Below are 16,913 nucleotides of genomic sequence, written 5' to 3' on the forward strand. Positions count from 1 at the left end.
TACAATCGACGTGCTTTAAAATCTGGTTAAAATCTCTAAAAAGATTGGTTTCTAACATTAGAAACCAATCTTTTTTATTGTAATATTAATATATAATAATCAAACAATCATTTGACTATTTGTTTATGGTGGGATATATTATAATTATCAAACAAACAGTCATTTGAATAAGGAGGATAATTATGACAAAAGATATGTGTGAAGTTACCTGTATTCACGAAGATAAGGTAAACAGGGCTAAAAAAGACCTTGCTAAACAGAATCCTATGGATGTAGCGAAAGTTTTTAAGACTCTGTCAGATGATACAAGGGTTAAAATTGCTTATGTTTTATCTTTAGAGGGAGAGTTATGTGTTTGTGATGTAGCGAATATCATTGAATCTTCAATGGCTACGGCATCCCATCATTTAAGATTGTTGAAAAATTTAGGTATAGCAACATACCGTAAAGAAGGAAAATTAGTCTATTATTCACTAGATGATGAGCATGTTAAACAGCTTGTAGAAAAAGCTTTCTTGCATCAAAGGGAGGTTGCTAGTATTGGATAGTTCAACAAAAACATTAACAGAAGATAAACAGGTTTACCGTGTGGAGGGTTTCTCGTGTGCGAATTGTGCTGGGAAGTTTGAAAAAAATGTAAAAGAACTACCAGGGGTGTATGATGCTAAAGTCAATTTCGGAGCTTCCAAAATTGATGTCTTTGGCAGTGCAACCGTTGAAGATCTGGAAAAGGCTGGTGCTTTCGAGAATCTTAAAGTGGCACCAGAGAAGGCTAGAAGACGGGTCGAACCAGTGGTAACAGAAGATAAAAATGTTTACCGTGTGGAGGGATTTTCTTGCGCAAACTGTGCTGGGAAGTTTGAAAAAAATGTAAAACAACTAGCTGGAGTTCAGGATGCAAAAGTGAACTTTGGCGCTTCCAAAATTGATGTATATGGAAATGCATCGGTTGAAGAGCTTGAAAAAGCAGGTGCTTTCGAGAATCTTAAGGTAATTCCTGAAAAACTGGCGAATCCATCGATACAAGCGGTCAAAGAAGACACTAAGGCTCCTAAAGAAGAGAAAATACCGTTTTATAAAAAACACAGCACATTGCTGTTTGCCACATTACTGATTGCTTTTGGTTACCTTTCTCAATTTGTAAATGGAGAAGATAACCTTGTAACTTCCATGTTATTTGTAAGTTCGATTGTAATTGGCGGATATTCACTATTTAAAGTTGGTTTTCAAAATTTGATACGCTTTGATTTCGACATGAAAACCCTGATGACCGTTGCAGTTATTGGAGCTGCCATCATTGGTGAATGGGCAGAGGCATCCATTGTTGTCATTCTCTTTGCAATCAGTGAAGCACTTGAACGTTTTTCTATGGATAGAGCAAGACAGTCCATTCGTTCATTGATGGATATTGCCCCAAAAGAAGCACTTGTTAGGCGGAATGGTCAGGAAATAATGATCCATGTGGACGATATCGCCGTGGGTGATATTATGATCGTCAAACCAGGGGAGAAAATTGCCATGGATGGGATCATTATAAATGGGGTGTCGGCTGTCAACCAGGCTGCTATAACAGGAGAATCTGTCCCTGTTGCCAAAACGGTAGATGATGAAGTATTTGCAGGTACGCTTAACGAAGAGGGACTACTTGAAGTAAAAATCACCAAATACGTAGAGGATACAACCATCTCCAAGATTATTCATCTGGTTGAGGAGGCACAAGGGGAGCGCGCTCCAGCGCAAGCATTCGTAGATAAATTTGCGAAATATTATACGCCGATCATTATGGTTATTGCGGCGCTCGTTGCAGTCGTTCCACCTTTATTCTTTGGTGGAAGTTGGGATACTTGGGTTTATCAAGGATTAGCGGTACTTGTAGTTGGATGTCCGTGTGCATTAGTTATTTCTACTCCAATCTCGATTGTCTCGGCAATTGGAAATGCAGCTAAAAAAGGTGTGTTGATTAAAGGCGGTGTCTATCTAGAGGAATTAGGAGCCATTAAGGCAATCGCATTTGATAAAACAGGAACACTGACAAAAGGTGTACCAGTGGTAACAGATTTTAAAGTGTTAAATGATCAAGTGGAAGAGAAAGAGCTGTTTTCCATTATTACAGCTTTAGAATATCGATCACAACATCCACTTGCTTCAGCAATAATGAAGAAAGCAGAGCAAGATAATATTACTTATTCCGATGTTAGAGTGGAGGACTTCACTTCTATTACAGGTCGGGGCATTCAAGGGAATATAGATGGAACAACCTATTACATTGGCAGTCCAAGACTTTTTAAAGAATTAAATGTTTCCGATTTTAGCCTTGAGTTTGAAAATAAAGTGAAAGTTTTACAAAACCAAGGGAAAACGGCCATGATTATTGGAACGGACCAAACAATCCTCGGCGTGATTGCTGTAGCAGATGAGGTCCGCGAAACAAGTAAAAATGTGATTCAAAAACTTCATCAGTTAGGAATCAAGCAAACAATTATGCTGACAGGTGATAATCAAGGTACCGCAGAAGCAATCGGTGCTCATGTAGGCGTTTCTGATATTCAGTCCGAATTGATGCCACAGGATAAGTTGGACTATATTAAAAAAATGAAAGCCGAGCATGGTAATGTAGCTATGATTGGCGATGGCGTCAATGATGCTCCTGCACTTGCTGCATCCACTGTTGGCATTGCAATGGGCGGTGCTGGAACAGATACTGCCATCGAGACAGCTGATATTGCATTAATGGGAGATGATTTAAGTAAGCTTCCATTTGCAGTAAGACTTAGCAGGAAAACGCTAAATATCATCAAAGCGAACATCACGTTTGCCATCGGAATTAAGATAATTGCCTTACTATTGGTTATTCCAGGCTGGCTAACCCTTTGGATTGCGATTCTTTCCGATATGGGAGCCACTATTTTGGTAGCATTAAATAGTTTGCGACTGATGAGAGTGAAGGATAAATAGGTACTATATGTGTGCAATTTACGGAAGGACTTTTCATTTTGAAGAAAAGTCCTATCCCTAAAATATTGGAGATGATAAAATGATCGCGACGATACTGACGGCTACTGCGGTATATGTAGCAACAGGAATTGATTATCTCGTCATATTAATTCTTTTGTTTTCGCAAATAAAAAAAGGTCAGGTAAAACATATTTGGATAGGACAATATATAGGGACTGCAATTGTGATAGGAGCAAGTCTTTTAGTTGCACAGGGGGTTGTAAATTTAATTCCTCAGCAATGGGTTATCGGACTACTTGGACTTTTACCACTTTACCTAGGCGTGAAAATATGGATTAAAGGAGAAGAGGATGAAGATGAAAGTAGCATTTTATCCTTATTCTCCTCTGGAAAATTTAATCAGTTATTTTTGACGATGACTTTCATCGTATTGGCTTCCAGTGCGGATGACTTTTCCATTTATATACCGTACTTCACGACCTTAAGTATGTCTGAAATCTTTATTGTCACTATTGTCTTTCTAATTATGGTTGGAGTTTTGTGCTATGTCAGTTACCGTCTAGCTTCCTTCGATTTTATATCGGAAACAATTGAGAAATATGAACGTTGGATTGTACCAATTGTATTCATTGGGCTAGGTATTTATATATTGTTTGAAAATGGAACATTCAATGCTCTGATTTCATTTCTTCTTTGAAGTGGCGAATCCAAACCATAAAGTAAAGTATAAAGAGGTTATCCTATTGATTGGGATAACCTTTTTATATTTAACTAATTATCATTTACGTTAAACACATGTACTTAAAGTAAGAACATTGATTTAAACCATTTTTTTCATAATTTGCTCTTGATAAGATCCTCAACCATCATATGAAGATATCGAAGCTACGAAGCGTCTTTATGAAGTAGGTAAATTGATTGGAATAGATGTCCTCGATCATATCATCTTTACAGATGATTCATTCATTTCACTAAAAGAAAGTGGTCATCTCTAAAGGTTAGACATTATGTGTCTGACCTTTATTTTTTTATTAACGATTTGTCACCTTCGCATAGAAACAACTGAAATATTCATCGTCCCATATCTGTATAAACAATACAGAATTTTTCCATCCATGACACACGGTGTCTAATCGATTTTATAAAATAAAGGTACAGCGATAAGTGGTGGATTCATGAACAAAGCACAACGTCTTCTAACGATATATACTCGCCTCCTTAACAATCAAGGAGTTAACAAAATGAACCTAGCCGACGAGTTAGAAGTCGATGAAAGGACAATACAACGAGATATAGACGACATTAGAAATTACCTATTCGATAATGAAGAGTTTCAACAGAGAATGGAAGTTACGTATCAACATAAGACAAATGAGTACCGATTAATAAGGCATAATGCATTACTGGATAGTAATATCTTATCAATACTCATTATGCATCTCAAAAACCATTCTTCTGTAATAAGTCGTGATATGTACGAACTATTAAAATCAATTATTTACAAGTTCTATAGTCATGATACAAAGCATCTTTTAGAACAGATAAACATGTTTCACGTAGTAGACGAAGAAAAAAACACTCTGACAGTGTTATCTATTTTACAAGAAGCAATACACCAACAGAACACAATAACAATTGAATTAAAGACTCCAGACGACACTTATTATGTGATGCCAGAAGAATATGAACAAGCTAAATGTGTACTTTATACTTTAAACGCTTTAGATGAAAACGGTAATGAAGATTGTGAGAATGTTAACAGTAGATGTTATTATGAGAAACAACAGCAAAAAGAACAGGGAGATTCTAATCAACCTTTAGGAGATGTTTACACTCAAGAACAGTTAGATTCCATGCATCCATCTGGTGACAGAACAGAATGTGTCCCTACTCAAATGGGCGAAACAGGTTGTCATTATGTTACACCGGAAGAATATACAAAAATAATGGCTGAACTTGAAGCAGCAAATAAAGCAATTGAAGAACAACAAACTCCGTAATTCAAGAACAAAGGAGCACTATTATGAATAAAATAGCAACTATACTACTATCGTTAATAATCCTCTTAGGGATTGGGCTATTATCATTATTTGCTTTCAATAAACATCAAGAAACAGAAATAGAAAAAGAAAAAATCAAACTTGAGTTGGCAAAACCAGAAAGTAAAGAAAAGAATAAAAAAGCTGATGCTAAACAAGATAAAAAAACGCAAGCAAATGAATCGAAAGCAAGCGAGAAAACACCTGAAGATAAAGTAGCAGATAATAATCTTAATAAGACTGCTGCCGAATGCATACTTCCACGTAATTTATCTGCAGCTTGCCATAACTTTTCTTCAAATCCGATAGTTGCCATATATTTTCCACCTCTATATTATCCTTTACACAAATATAGCAAATATTTAGATATTATGTGGGGTTTTTTGGGATTTCTATACAAAAAAATGTTGTTTAATATATTATGTAGGTATAATTAAATAGATAAATATAAGAGATTATTAAATTTTAAAAAAACTAAAACGATACATGCCGTCTTAGGGATGTATCGTTTCTTTTAGTCATTATTCAATTCTAACACCATCAATATATCCGTATCACGTTCTTCAACAACTTTAAATCCAACTTTCTCATATAATTCTTTTGCGAAATTACCATAGCTTGCACTGAGCGAAATGCCTTTATAGCTTGTTTTACGCATTTCTTCTATAAACTTATGGAGTAAATGTGTTCCAATACTTTGACCACGATATTGTGGGATGATAGACATTGTTAATTCAACATAATGAGAGTCATAATATCCATAGCCTTTAACATCTCTGTCCCAAACTCTGCCCCAAATTGCACCAACGAGTTTAAAGTTATCTTCAGCTACAACACATAACTCGCGTTCAACATCAAAATTAGCATAATATTTATTAATTTCTGGAGTATATAGTATATCTCTTTCAAATGGTTTTTCATCTGGTGCAACATACAAGGCATGGTATGTAAAATCTATTAATTGCATAGTTTCAAACGGCAACATATTTCTGTATTCCATATAATTCCACTCCTATGTATACTATGGTATATTATTTACATATTACGATTATAATACATATTAAATATTATAGAAAGTTGGGGATAAAATGAATTGGAAATTGTTCAGTATTATTTGTACATTAATAAGTTTGATATCTTTTGTGATGCCCATGGTTTGAATCGTCTACACTTAATTGGACATATTATAAAAGAATCAACTAGAAAATAACCGCATCATTTGTGATAAGCCTCCCCTCTAATAATCCTAAACCCTCTATACACCTGCTCAAGCAGTATCACCTTCATCATCTGATGTGGGAAGGTCATCTTGCTGAATGATAGGGCGTAGTTTGAGCGGTCCATAACGGATTGGTGGAGGCCGTTTGATCCACCGATGATAAAGGTCAGATGGCTTTTACCGGTATTCATCTTTTGTTCTATATCTTTTGATAATTGAACAGAATCCAGTTGTTTACCTAGTATCTCAAGCGTATACACAAAGCTGTCATCTTTCACTTTAGAGAGTATGCGTTCCGCTTCTTTCTTTTTCGCAATCTCAATATCTTTCTCACTCATATTATCCGAATCTTTCTCATCCGCCACTTCAATCAATTCCATTTTTGCATACGCACCAAGTCGCTTCACATATTCATCCACGGCCATCTTCCAGTACTTTTCTTTCAATTTACCCACAGTTATTATCGTTATTTTCATTTTTATTCATTTCCTTTATAAAGTTATCCTACTTATCCACAAGTTACTCACATATACACATTTCACAATCCTATTATAATCATATTTTCATCATTAATAATAGTAAATGTAACATTTTACTCTGTATAAAAATAAAAAAAGATGCCCATTTTACTGGACATCTTTATACATTGTGTATAAATCAGTACTTATCCACAAAGTTATCCCTAGTTATGCACAATTTTTCGTGAATAACATAACTTATCCACTTGTTAATAATTTATTTACTCGATATTTTTATTTATTTTTATTTATTTTGATATATTACCACTAAATTTCATAAATTTTCGTCGGTACTGCTTTATCTGTATCATGTATGAGCACTTCATTCACTGTATCAATATCGTGTTTATTCAGCACCTGCTCGACACTCATACGCGCTAAGTCTTTCATATTGTTATCTTGTGATAGATGTGATAGATAGATGCGTTTCGTACTTCCTGTAATCACATCTCTCATCGCATAAGCTGCATCTTCATTCGATACGTGCCCCATATCGCTTAATATACGTTGTTTCGTACTCCATGGATAGCGTCCCATGCGTAGCATATCTACGTCATGATTACTTTCAAATACGAAACAGTCTGATCCATGTATCATACCTTTCATACGGTCTGATACGTACCCTGTGTCTGTAATCACCGTTAACTTCTTATAGTTATTATTGAAGATATAGAACTGTGGATCTACTGCATCATGCGACACGTTAAACGATTCAATATCCATTCCTGCTAATGTTTTTGTTTCATACGGATTAAATATAAACTTTTGCTCCTCTGGTATTTTTCCATCAGCACGATTAATACGTTCCCACGTCTTTTCATTCGCATATATCGGTAACTTATATTTTCTTGCAAGCACACCTAATCCTTTAATATGATCGATATGTTCATGCGTCACAAGTATCCCATTTAAATCTTCTATTTTACGGTCGATTTGTTCAAACAAACCTTCCATCTTCTTGCCTGTTAGTCCAGCATCGACGAGTAGCGATCCTTTCTCACTTTCAACGTACACTGCATTCCCCGTACTACCACTTGCTAGTACTGACATATTAATCATCAAATCACTCACTTAATTTACAATATTGGTTGCTCTGGATTCACAGCATCTACATAATAAGTAGTCGACGTACCATTTGCTTTTCGTACAGCGATTTGCCATGTTGGCTTCAACACTTGTCCACGTACTTCTCGTACGATTGAATAGTATCCAAGCCTCACTGATGTCACTGTATCCCCACGTTCTAAAGCTGTTTTATAGTACAATACTTCAATCGCTTCTTTCGCTGGAATCACTTTTTTCTTTTCGTTATTCTTTCCTAGTCCTTCTTGTATATCTTTAAGATAGGTTTGTTTATAAGTTGTCACTTCATTATTATCATTATATCGAAATACGAGCTGTGCTTTATCATTATTTAGAATCGGGTACTTGCCATATACTTGATCAAAGTAAAGAATATGTTTTTTTCTATCTATTCCACTAAGTGTATATTCTTTTCCTTTATCTATTTCAGTAATGATATACTCTTTTAACCCACTAATTATCGCATTTTCTTCGATTTTAGATAATTTTATTTTTGGTTTTACTTCTCTTGTTACGACTGTTTTTAATTCGTCGCTTTTCTTGTCAAAGTCAGCTGAGTTTTCTGTAAATCCAGCACTCTTTGCAGACATAATATTCATCATCACATGCTTAGCAGAAGGTAGTTCCGGCAACTTTATACCTTCTTTATCAAAATCAATACGCTCGTGTTTAGCATCTTCAACAATATTTGCACGTTGAACTTTCTCATGATAGATAAAGCCGAGCGCAATATTGATAATCAGGAATACAAAAATAAATAACGATGTGGCATGTTTCCAATCCATTATTTCAGCCTCCCATTATCATACTCTTTCCATTCATCATTATATTTAATAAACCATGCAGGTTTAAATGACAATGTTGACTGGATGGTTTCTTCATCTGAGCGTTCCATTTTGTAACCAATCATCATGTTCGATACACGTTCAAAATGATAATGTTTATTTGATGCTAATGAAAAACGTACTTCTTCAGCTGTCGGAAGTTGTTTGACTTTTTCTTTTGCCGGCACTGCAACACTTGTAGTATACAGTCCTCGTTTATATTCATATACGTTATCGTCTCCCCAAATAATATCTATCTCAGATAAGTTACGACGATTGAATACCGGGTATCCTTTGAAGAACATTTGATACTTAATTGCACTATCCGCATCTCTTACTCCAAAATAACGATAATCATCCGTAAATCCGCGATGTTCACTAATAAAATTAAATGAATTAATTAAGTTATTCATCGGATTTGGTTTATCATGATCGACTTCTGATAAATTATTAAATTTATAGTTTTCATTATTCGTCATCTTTACAATACCTGTGTTTGAATTGTAAGTTTTAGAACGATTATTGTCAGAACGTTCAATGATACTATTTTTATCACCGAGTACCGCTTTATTAATGTTATCAACATTAATGTTATCCGCCAGATAGCTATATGCTTGCGTTTGTTTCGGTTTCTCCGGTACATACAAACTTGTCAATTCATCAGTTGTTCTTTCATTAGTAATAACGCCTATATAACTCTCCATCGATTTACGAGACGATCTTACCAATGTATTAAATGCCTTACTAGAACCATTTGTTTCAATCTCTAACATACGATTATCATTCGTCATCATATAAAGAATAAGATTTTGTTTTTTATGGCTATCAATAATGATGCGTTTAAATTGAGCATTACTATCCTCTTTTACAGTATCCTCTAAAATATCAGTCAAATATATAGCAACTGGTAAATTACCGGCATAGTCTAACATAACAAATTTATCTTTTAATGATTTCGACATATATGAGATACCTTGATTTTTATCGCTAATGTCTGAAACTTTTAAACTTGAAATACGTTTAACAAATTCAATTAACATATCCTTATCTGTTGTACCAAGTACATTATTATCTGAATATACAACGACTTGATAGGGCAGAAAAATACTATTGATATCATCTACATTTTTTGGACTAAGTGCTGTATTTGTTTTAGTAATAGACGTTTCGATATTGGCAAGGTTCGGTCTAAAGTTCCAGATTTTATATGTTAGTACGATACTTGATATGACAAGCGTTAACAAAATAATCCCTTTTAAGATACTTTTAAACATCCCAATCACCATCATCTAATACTTCGCATGGAAGTGTAATATATACTGATGTCCCGAAACCTTCCTTACTATTTGCCCAAATACGTCCATTATGTGCCTCAACAATCTCTTTACTAATGGCAAGTCCTAATCCGGTTCCACCCATCTTTCGTGTTCGTGCTTTATCTACTCGGAAGAAGCGGTCAAAGATTTTATCTACTTTATTTAATGGAATTCCAATACCATTATCTTTAATTTGAATGGTCATGCGATTAAATAAAGTATTTTGTTTCACGTGGAATTCAACTTTTTTCTTACCTTTAGAATATTTCAATGCATTGGTAATGACGTTATCAAATACTTGTGTCATCTTATCAGGGTCAATCTCGACAAATATACCGTTTTTCGGTATATCACGGATAAACGTAGCATTTTTACCTTCTGACATTTCAAAACGATTAATAATTTTATGTATAAACATATTAAAATCAATCAGTTCTTTATTAAGATGATCATCTGTATTATCCATCTTAGATAACTGCAGTAAATCGTTTACAAGACGAATCATGCGATCCGTCTCTTCACGTGTAACGCTTAAGAATTGCGGTGCTAAATCATCATCTTTCCATGCACCTTCTTCTAAAGCTTCAATATAACTACGCATCGATGTAAGCGGCGTACGTAATTCATGCGAAACGTTGGCTACGAATTCACGACGTTCATTCTCAACATGGTGTTGTTCAGTAACATCATGTAATACAGCAATGTAACCCGTAATAAATCCAGTATCCTGAATAATTGTAGAGAATGACGCACGTACTATTAACTGCTCTTTCTCATTAAGGTCAATAATGATACCACCAGCGATATCCTGTAATTCATCTAATGAATAATGCTCTTCGATATTTAATATATCTAATACGTGACGACCTTCTACTTCATCTTTATTCATATCGAGCATCTTTAAAGCCATTTCATTTACAATACGTACACGTCCACGTCTATCCGTCGCAATAACACCATCAGACATATGTGTAATTACAGAATCAAGACGACGTTTCTCACTTTCGGTATTCGCCTGCGCTTCCTGTACTCGTTTTGATAAATTATTAAATGTTAGAGCAAGTTCACCGATTTCATCGTTTCCATAAACTTTAACACGATTTGTATAATTACCTTTTGACATCTCTAATGCCTGATTACGCATATCTGAGATGGGTTTAGTAATCGTTCGTGCAATAAAGAACCCTAATATAATAGTAATTAATAAAGATAATCCTGTACCGATGATGAAGATACTGTTAATCTTCATAAGTTGCGTGTAAACCGGTTCAATTGATTCCTCAACATGGATAACCCCTAAAATTTTATTATTATCTTTGATTGGAAAGTTTTTAATCCAGACACGCACTTTACCGCCAGGGTCATCACGCAGTTTTACGCGATCATTCGTTTTCCCTAGAGATAATGATGTTTTAATCTGGCTATCATTAATCTTTTGATTAATACTCTCACGATTCGAATCGTTACTTGTCGCTAAAATAACTTCTGAATTATCAACATAGCGAATCGTATCGATTTCTGTACGCAATGCATATTCATCAACAGTCTTTTGAATCTCTCGTTGTATTCTATTCGGTGTTTTTTTATTTTCTTTATATATATTTCGTATATCATAGTTGATTGATTTTATTTGCTGGTTAATATTTGTTTCAAAATTCTTCGTTAACTCTTTTTCCAGGTTATTCGTAAAATATAAACCGATAATCTGCATACCGATGATAATAAGTAATACATAGATTACAACGAGCTTAATGTGTAAAGATTGAAGCTTTTTATATAACGTTTTCATTTTGCACTACTCCTGCGTTTGTAAAAAGTATCCTACACCACGACGTGTTACGATATATTCCGGATGGCTTGCATCATCTTCAATTTTTTCTCGTAATCGACGGATGGTAACGTCCACTGTACGCACATCTCCAAAATAATCATAACCCCATACTGTTTGCAGTAAGTGTTCGCGCGTCATCACCTGACCAATATGTTTCGCTAAGTAATGGAATAACTCGAACTCACGATGTGTAAGCTCTATATCTACGCCACGCTTTTTAATAGAGTAAGCTTCAGGATAAACGATAATATCTTTAATAACGATATCTGTTGACTCTTCTTTTTCTTCTGTTTGAGCTTGTGTATAATGACGACGCAAATTCGCTTTAACACGGGCAATTAATTCACGTGTTGAGAATGGCTTCGTTACATAATCGTCAGCACCTAACTCTAAACCTAATACTTTATCAATTTCAGAGTCTTTAGCTGTCAACATAATAATCGGCATATCATATTTCTTACGTACTTCACGACATACTTCCATACCATCACGACCAGGTAGCATGATATCTAACAATACGATATCTGGTTGCACATCATAGATAAGATCTACAGCATCATCACCGTCATAAGCAACATGTACTTCATAGCCTTCTTTTTTCAAGTTAAATTCTAATATATCTGCAATCGGTTTTTCATCATCTACAACAACGATTTTTCTCGACATTGGCGTCCCTCTTCTCTGGTAAAATTCAATAATACCCTACTCTATAATTTACCACTGTTTTGTACTTTTTTCTATAAGGTCGCATTTTATACGACATCACAAAAAAAGAAGCTAGACAAAAGTCTAACTTCTAAATATGAATGAGTAAGGCAATTGCCTTACTAATTAGCGGTCCCGACGGGAATCGAACCCGCGATCTCCTGCGTGACAGGCAGGCATGTTAACCGCTACACCACGGGACCTTACGTATTAAAATAAATGGTGACCCCTACGGGATTCGAACCCGTGTTACCGCCGTGAAAGGGCGGTGTCTTAACCGCTTGACCAAGGGGCCATTAATTAATAGCACAAGATTGATTATAGCATGTTGAATTTACATTTATCAAGCATTATTTTTAAGAAATATTAAAAAATTTAGTATAATTGATATGTATACACTCTGTATTAATCAAGAAAGGAGCATGTTATGTCAATACCCTTGGAAAAAGTGGTAAAGCAACACAAAAAGCTGCCTTTAAAAGAAAAGATTAAGCGTTTTTCTTTCATCACTTTAGGTGCAATTCTCATGGCAGTGGCACTCGAACTCTTTTTAGTACCTAACAAATTACTCGATGGAGGTATTGTAGGTATTTCAATTATGGCTTCACATTTACTTAAAGTACCTCTTGGATTATTTATCTTTTTATTAAATATCCCATTCTTTTACCTAGGATATAAACAAATCGGTAAAACATTTGCTTTATCCACTTTATATGCCATTACTATTTTATCAATTGGGACAGCCCTATTACATCCTGTTCCTCCTTTCGCAGATGAGAAATTTCTAGTCACTATCTTTGGTGGGGTGATTCTTGGCCTTGGTGTAGGACTCGTCATTCGTTATGGTGGTTCATTAGATGGGACTGAAATTCTTGCAATTCTTATTAGTAATAAATCTCCTTTTTCAGTTGGAGAAATCGTTATGGTTATTAATTTTTTCATCTATGTTGCTGCCGGATTCATCTTTACATGGGAATCAGCAATGTATTCAGTAATTGCCTATTTTATCGCTTTTAAAACAATTGATATCGTACAGCAAGGGTTAAATGAATCAAAATCAGTATGGATTATAAGTGATCAACACGAAGAAATTGGTGATGCTATTAATGACCGATTGGGACGTGGTGTTACATATTTATCTGGAGAAGGTGCTTATACCGGCGAAGATAAGAAAGTCATCTTCTGTGTCATTACACGTTTAGAAGAATTTAAATTAAAAGACATCGTTAATCATTATGATGAAAATGCATTTGTTGCAATCGGCAATGTATCAGAAGTTAAAGGTGGAAGATTTAAAAAGAGAGATATCCATTAAAACAATAAAAAATAGCAATAAAGTAGTCTATTTCAATAGATTCCTTTATTGCTATTTTTTATATTAATCATTTAATTAAAGCTTATTTATCTGTTTGCCATAAATCTTCAAGTAAGTTTGTTTGCGTTCTATCTGGTCCTACTGAGAAGATAGAAATCTTAACATTACATAATTCAGAAATGCGCTCTAAATAACGACATGCATTATCCGGTAATTCTTCCATCGTCTTAACACTAGTAACATCTTCTGTCCATCCAGGTAACTCTTCAAATACTGGTTTACAACGATTTAATGCATTTAAGTTAGCAGGATATTCAGTAATAATTTCACCATCTAATTCGTATGCTGTACAGATTTTAACAGTTTCTAAACCTGTTAATACATCAATAGAGTTAATTGATAAATCTGTAATACCACTCGCACGACGTGAATGACGTAATACAACTGAATCAAACCAACCTACACGGCGTGGACGTCCTGTTGTTGTACCGTATTCACGACCTACTTCACGGATATGGTGTCCATCTTCATCGAATAGTTCAGTTGGGAATGGCCCATCTCCTACACGTGATGTATAAGCTTTACATACGCCTACAACTTTATCAACAAAAGTCGGTCCTACACCAGTACCAACTGTTACGTTACCTGCAATCGGGTTACTTGATGTAACAAATGGATAAGTACCATGATCGATATCAAGCATCACACCTTGTGCACCTTCAAACAATACTTTTTCTTCTGCTTCGAAAGCGTCATCTAATACTTTTGCAGTGTCCACTGTATATTGTTTCAATCGTTGTCCTGCGGCAAAGTAAGGTTCAAAGATTTCTTCAAAAGTGAATCCTTCAGCATTGAACATTTTTTCGAATAGTTCATTTTTAGCATTTAAGTTTTCTTCTAACTTTGCTCTAAATGTTTCTTCGTCCAATAAATCAGCCATACGGATCCCGATACGTTGTACTTTATCAACATATGCCGGTCCAATACCTTTTTTCGTTGTACCGATTTTATTGTCGCCACGTTTTTCTTCTTCTAATTCATCTTGTTTTAAATGGTACGGTAAAATAACTTGGGCACGATTTGAGATACGTAAGTTATCTGTACTTATACCACGTTCATTTAATGCATCTAATTCCTTTAATAAAGCAACCGGATCTACAACAACGCCATTACCGATTACTGATAATTTATCTGAATAGAAAATTCCTGATGGTACTAAGTGTAATTTATACGTTTCTCCACCGAATTTAATAGTATGACCTGCATTATTACCACCTGAAAAACGAGCAATCACATTTGCCTGTTCAGCTAAAAAATCTGTGATTTTACCTTTACCTTCGTCTCCCCACTGCGTCCCAACAACTACGATTGATGACATGCGTGCACCTCCAAATTTTCTTGACTAACCTTAGCCATTCTATCAATATATAGATGAAAAATCAACCAAAAACCGAACATTAATAATTATACATAATTTTTCCTTATGAAATAAGGTTTTATGTATTTAGGAATGCATAAATGAATAATCTTCTTTATTTCATTTGATTTATACTGTTTTTTCGTTTTGAAATTTAATATTTTTATTCAAAAATCAATATAATAAGTACAAACATTCCTGAAAATTATTTGTAAATTACAAACAAAAACACTACTTTAAATATATTAATCGATTTAAAGTACGTGTTTTATAGTTTTTTTACATCATATCTGCATGTGCGTAATCGATATCAGTAAACTTGTTATATTGCTTTAAGAAGTGCAATTTAACAGTCCCTGTAGGACCATTACGCTGCTTAGCAATAATAATTTCTATCTCACCATTCTCATCTTGCGCACCTGCATCAACTTCTACTTCTTCGCCATCTTCACCTTGTCCACGGTTATAATAATCATCTCGATACAAGAAGGCTACAATATCAGCATCTTGTTCAATCGATCCCGATTCACGAATATCACTCATCATCGGTCGTTTATCTTGTCGTTGTTCCACGCCACGAGAGAGCTGAGATAAGGCAATAACAGGACACTCTAATTCACGCGCTAATGCCTTTAACATACGAGATATTTCAGACACTTCTTGTTGTCTATTTTCACTTGAGCGACTTCCAGAACCTTGTATCAACTGTAGATAGTCAATCAATATCATATCCAGTCCATGTTCCTGATGAAGTCGTCTGCATTTAGAACGAATATCTGTAATACGAATTCCTGGCGTGTCATCAATGAAAATATTTGTTCGAGATAATTTACCTACAGCAACTGTGAAACGATTCCAATCTTCTCCGTCCATCTGTCCTGTTCGCAGTCGATTCGAATCAACGTTCCCTGTACTACATATCATACGTGTTGCAAGTTGATCTGCACCCATCTCAAGACTAAATATTGCTACTGTATACGGATGATCATTTGTAGCCACCTGTGTGGCAATATTTAACGCAAACGCTGTCTTACCTACTGATGGACGTGCTGCGATAATGATTAAATCATTACGGTTAAAACCTGCAGTCATTTGATCCAGGTCACGATAACCGGTAGGTATACCAGGCGTTTGGCCTTTATTATTATCAAGTTCTTCCGCATTATTAAAGACTTGTGTTAACACGTCTTTAATTTCTTTAAAACCGTCTGCACCTCGATTGGTCGACACTTCCATAATACGCTTTTCAGCATCTGCAAGTAATGTTTCCAAATCGAGTGACTCATTATATCCATCAGCCATAATACTATCAGCAACATGAATTAAACGACGCTTTACGGCATCACGATAAACAATATCCACATAGAAATCAACGTTTCTAGCAGTAGGTACTTTCTCTGACAATTCAATAAGATAAAGTTCCCCGCCACTCGCTTCAAGCGTTCCATCCTGCGTCATTTGATTCATAACAGTAATGATATCTACAACATCGTTTTGTTCAGATAAAGTAAGCATCGCCTGAAATATATTCTGATGACTTTGTCTGTAAAAATGTAGCGGCAATAATGTTTCAAGCACAGAAGATAATACTTCATTATCAATAAAGATAGCACCTAATACAGATTGCTCAGCTGTTAAATTAAAAGGCAGTTTCTTACCTTCAAGATAATCTGACATATTATCCTCCTAAA

General features: G+C 35.0%; 14 protein-coding genes, 2 tRNA genes and 2 pseudogenes. 6 read left to right on the plus strand and 12 right to left on the minus strand.

The window, feature by feature from the left end:
* Positions 1–182: 182 nt before the first annotated feature.
* The 5 genes and pseudogenes from BHX94_RS10510 (at position 183) to BHX94_RS10530 (ending at position 4,955) form a co-directional block, all read left to right on the plus strand.
* Positions 183–548, plus strand: a complete 366-nt coding sequence (locus tag BHX94_RS10510; protein WP_111746517.1) for an ArsR/SmtB family transcription factor — start codon at positions 183–185, stop codon at positions 546–548.
* Entirely contained in the window at positions 541–2,955 is a 2,415-nt protein-coding gene (locus tag BHX94_RS10515) for a cadmium-translocating P-type ATPase CadA (protein ID WP_111746519.1), read from the plus strand. The genes BHX94_RS10510 and BHX94_RS10515 overlap by 8 nt, the downstream gene beginning before the upstream one ends.
* A gap of 79 nt (positions 2,956–3,034) precedes the next feature.
* Positions 3,035–3,652 carry a CadD family cadmium resistance transporter gene (locus tag BHX94_RS10520; RefSeq protein WP_099482189.1) on the plus strand — a complete coding sequence of 206 codons (618 nt, stop codon included), beginning with the start codon at positions 3,035–3,037 and terminating at the stop codon, positions 3,650–3,652.
* A gap of 169 nt (positions 3,653–3,821) precedes the next feature.
* Positions 3,822–3,950 (plus strand): annotated as a pseudogene (locus tag BHX94_RS10525) (JAB domain-containing protein); the annotation flags it as partial.
* Between the two features lie 180 nt (positions 3,951–4,130).
* On the plus strand, positions 4,131–4,955 hold the full coding sequence (locus BHX94_RS10530; RefSeq protein ID WP_111746523.1) for a helix-turn-helix transcriptional regulator: 825 nt from the start codon (positions 4,131–4,133) through the stop codon (positions 4,953–4,955).
* Between the two features lie 283 nt (positions 4,956–5,238).
* Here BHX94_RS10530 and BHX94_RS13215 read toward each other — a convergent pair.
* The 10 genes and pseudogenes from BHX94_RS13215 to BHX94_RS10580 form a co-directional block, all read right to left on the minus strand.
* Positions 5,239–5,310: pseudogene (locus BHX94_RS13215) on the minus strand (type I restriction-modification system subunit M N-terminal domain-containing protein); the annotation flags it as partial.
* A gap of 198 nt (positions 5,311–5,508) precedes the next feature.
* Positions 5,509–5,994: a GNAT family N-acetyltransferase gene (locus tag BHX94_RS10540; protein ID WP_111746525.1), complete on the minus strand. Its 486-nt coding sequence runs from the start codon at positions 5,992–5,994 to the stop codon at positions 5,509–5,511.
* Positions 5,995–6,209: 215 nt separating this feature from the next.
* The gene (rlmH, locus tag BHX94_RS10545; RefSeq protein ID WP_111746527.1) at positions 6,210–6,689 is read right to left on the minus strand and encodes a 23S rRNA (pseudouridine(1915)-N(3))-methyltransferase RlmH; all 480 of its coding nucleotides are present in this window, start codon (positions 6,687–6,689) and stop codon (positions 6,210–6,212) included.
* A gap of 309 nt (positions 6,690–6,998) precedes the next feature.
* Positions 6,999–7,790, minus strand: a complete 792-nt coding sequence (locus BHX94_RS10550) for an MBL fold metallo-hydrolase (protein ID WP_199798153.1) — start codon at positions 7,788–7,790, stop codon at positions 6,999–7,001.
* 17 nt (positions 7,791–7,807) lie between these two features.
* Positions 7,808–8,599, minus strand: coding sequence for a two-component system regulatory protein YycI (locus BHX94_RS10555; RefSeq protein WP_111746529.1), 792 nt, complete (start codon positions 8,597–8,599; stop codon positions 7,808–7,810).
* Positions 8,599–9,912 carry a YycH family regulatory protein gene (locus tag BHX94_RS10560; protein ID WP_170120831.1) on the minus strand — a complete coding sequence of 438 codons (1,314 nt, stop codon included), beginning with the start codon at positions 9,910–9,912 and terminating at the stop codon, positions 8,599–8,601. Before BHX94_RS10560 ends, BHX94_RS10555 begins: the two co-directional genes overlap by 1 nt.
* The gene (walK, locus tag BHX94_RS10565; RefSeq protein WP_096077736.1) at positions 9,905–11,743 is read right to left on the minus strand and encodes a cell wall metabolism sensor histidine kinase WalK; all 1,839 of its coding nucleotides are present in this window, start codon (positions 11,741–11,743) and stop codon (positions 9,905–9,907) included. The genes BHX94_RS10560 and walK overlap by 8 nt, the downstream gene beginning before the upstream one ends.
* Before the next feature lie 6 nt (positions 11,744–11,749).
* Positions 11,750–12,451, minus strand: a complete 702-nt coding sequence (yycF, locus tag BHX94_RS10570; protein WP_096077737.1) for a response regulator YycF — start codon at positions 12,449–12,451, stop codon at positions 11,750–11,752.
* 169 nt (positions 12,452–12,620) lie between these two features.
* A tRNA-Asp gene (locus BHX94_RS10575) sits at positions 12,621–12,693 on the minus strand.
* A gap of 17 nt (positions 12,694–12,710) precedes the next feature.
* A tRNA-Glu gene (locus BHX94_RS10580) sits at positions 12,711–12,785 on the minus strand.
* 132 nt (positions 12,786–12,917) lie between these two features.
* Between BHX94_RS10580 and BHX94_RS10585 the strand changes: the two genes are divergently transcribed.
* The gene (locus BHX94_RS10585; protein ID WP_096077738.1) at positions 12,918–13,805 is read left to right on the plus strand and encodes a YitT family protein; all 888 of its coding nucleotides are present in this window, start codon (positions 12,918–12,920) and stop codon (positions 13,803–13,805) included.
* 82 nt (positions 13,806–13,887) lie between these two features.
* Here BHX94_RS10585 and BHX94_RS10590 read toward each other — a convergent pair whose 3' ends face one another.
* Positions 13,888–15,183 carry an adenylosuccinate synthase gene (locus BHX94_RS10590; protein ID WP_111746533.1) on the minus strand — a complete coding sequence of 432 codons (1,296 nt, stop codon included), beginning with the start codon at positions 15,181–15,183 and terminating at the stop codon, positions 13,888–13,890.
* A gap of 318 nt (positions 15,184–15,501) precedes the next feature.
* Positions 15,502–16,899 (minus strand): replicative DNA helicase, encoded by a 1,398-nt coding sequence (gene dnaB / locus BHX94_RS10595; RefSeq protein ID WP_099581677.1) that lies wholly within the window; start codon positions 16,897–16,899, stop codon positions 15,502–15,504.
* Between the last annotated feature and the right edge of the window lie 14 nt (positions 16,900–16,913).

The organism is Macrococcoides bohemicum (assembly GCF_003259675.1).
GTDB lineage: Bacteria > Bacillota > Bacilli > Staphylococcales > Staphylococcaceae > Macrococcoides > Macrococcoides bohemicum.

Bases quoted from the DNA above. Each gene is read 5' to 3' on its own strand.
- BHX94_RS10510 (WP_111746517.1), top strand. From the start codon at position 183: ATGACAAAAGATATGTGTGAAGTTACCTGTATTCACGAAGATAAGGTA.
- BHX94_RS10520 (WP_099482189.1), top strand. From the start codon at position 3,035: ATGATCGCGACGATACTGACGGCTACTGCGGTATATGTAGCAACAGGA.
- BHX94_RS10530 (WP_111746523.1), top strand. From the start codon at position 4,131: ATGAACAAAGCACAACGTCTTCTAACGATATATACTCGCCTCCTTAAC.
- BHX94_RS10540 (WP_111746525.1), bottom strand. From the start codon at position 5,994: ATGGAATACAGAAATATGTTGCCGTTTGAAACTATGCAATTAATAGAT.
- rlmH (WP_111746527.1), bottom strand. From the start codon at position 6,689: ATGAAAATAACGATAATAACTGTGGGTAAATTGAAAGAAAAGTACTGG.
- BHX94_RS10550 (WP_199798153.1), bottom strand. From the start codon at position 7,790: ATGATTAATATGTCAGTACTAGCAAGTGGTAGTACGGGGAATGCAGTG.
- BHX94_RS10555 (WP_111746529.1), bottom strand. From the start codon at position 8,599: ATGGATTGGAAACATGCCACATCGTTATTTATTTTTGTATTCCTGATT.
- BHX94_RS10560 (WP_170120831.1), bottom strand. From the start codon at position 9,912: ATGTTTAAAAGTATCTTAAAAGGGATTATTTTGTTAACGCTTGTCATA.
- walK (WP_096077736.1), bottom strand. From the start codon at position 11,743: ATGAAAACGTTATATAAAAAGCTTCAATCTTTACACATTAAGCTCGTT.
- yycF (WP_096077737.1), bottom strand. From the start codon at position 12,451: ATGTCGAGAAAAATCGTTGTTGTAGATGATGAAAAACCGATTGCAGAT.
- BHX94_RS10585 (WP_096077738.1), top strand. From the start codon at position 12,918: ATGTCAATACCCTTGGAAAAAGTGGTAAAGCAACACAAAAAGCTGCCT.
- BHX94_RS10590 (WP_111746533.1), bottom strand. From the start codon at position 15,183: ATGTCATCAATCGTAGTTGTTGGGACGCAGTGGGGAGACGAAGGTAAA.
- dnaB (WP_099581677.1), bottom strand. From the start codon at position 16,899: ATGTCAGATTATCTTGAAGGTAAGAAACTGCCTTTTAATTTAACAGCT.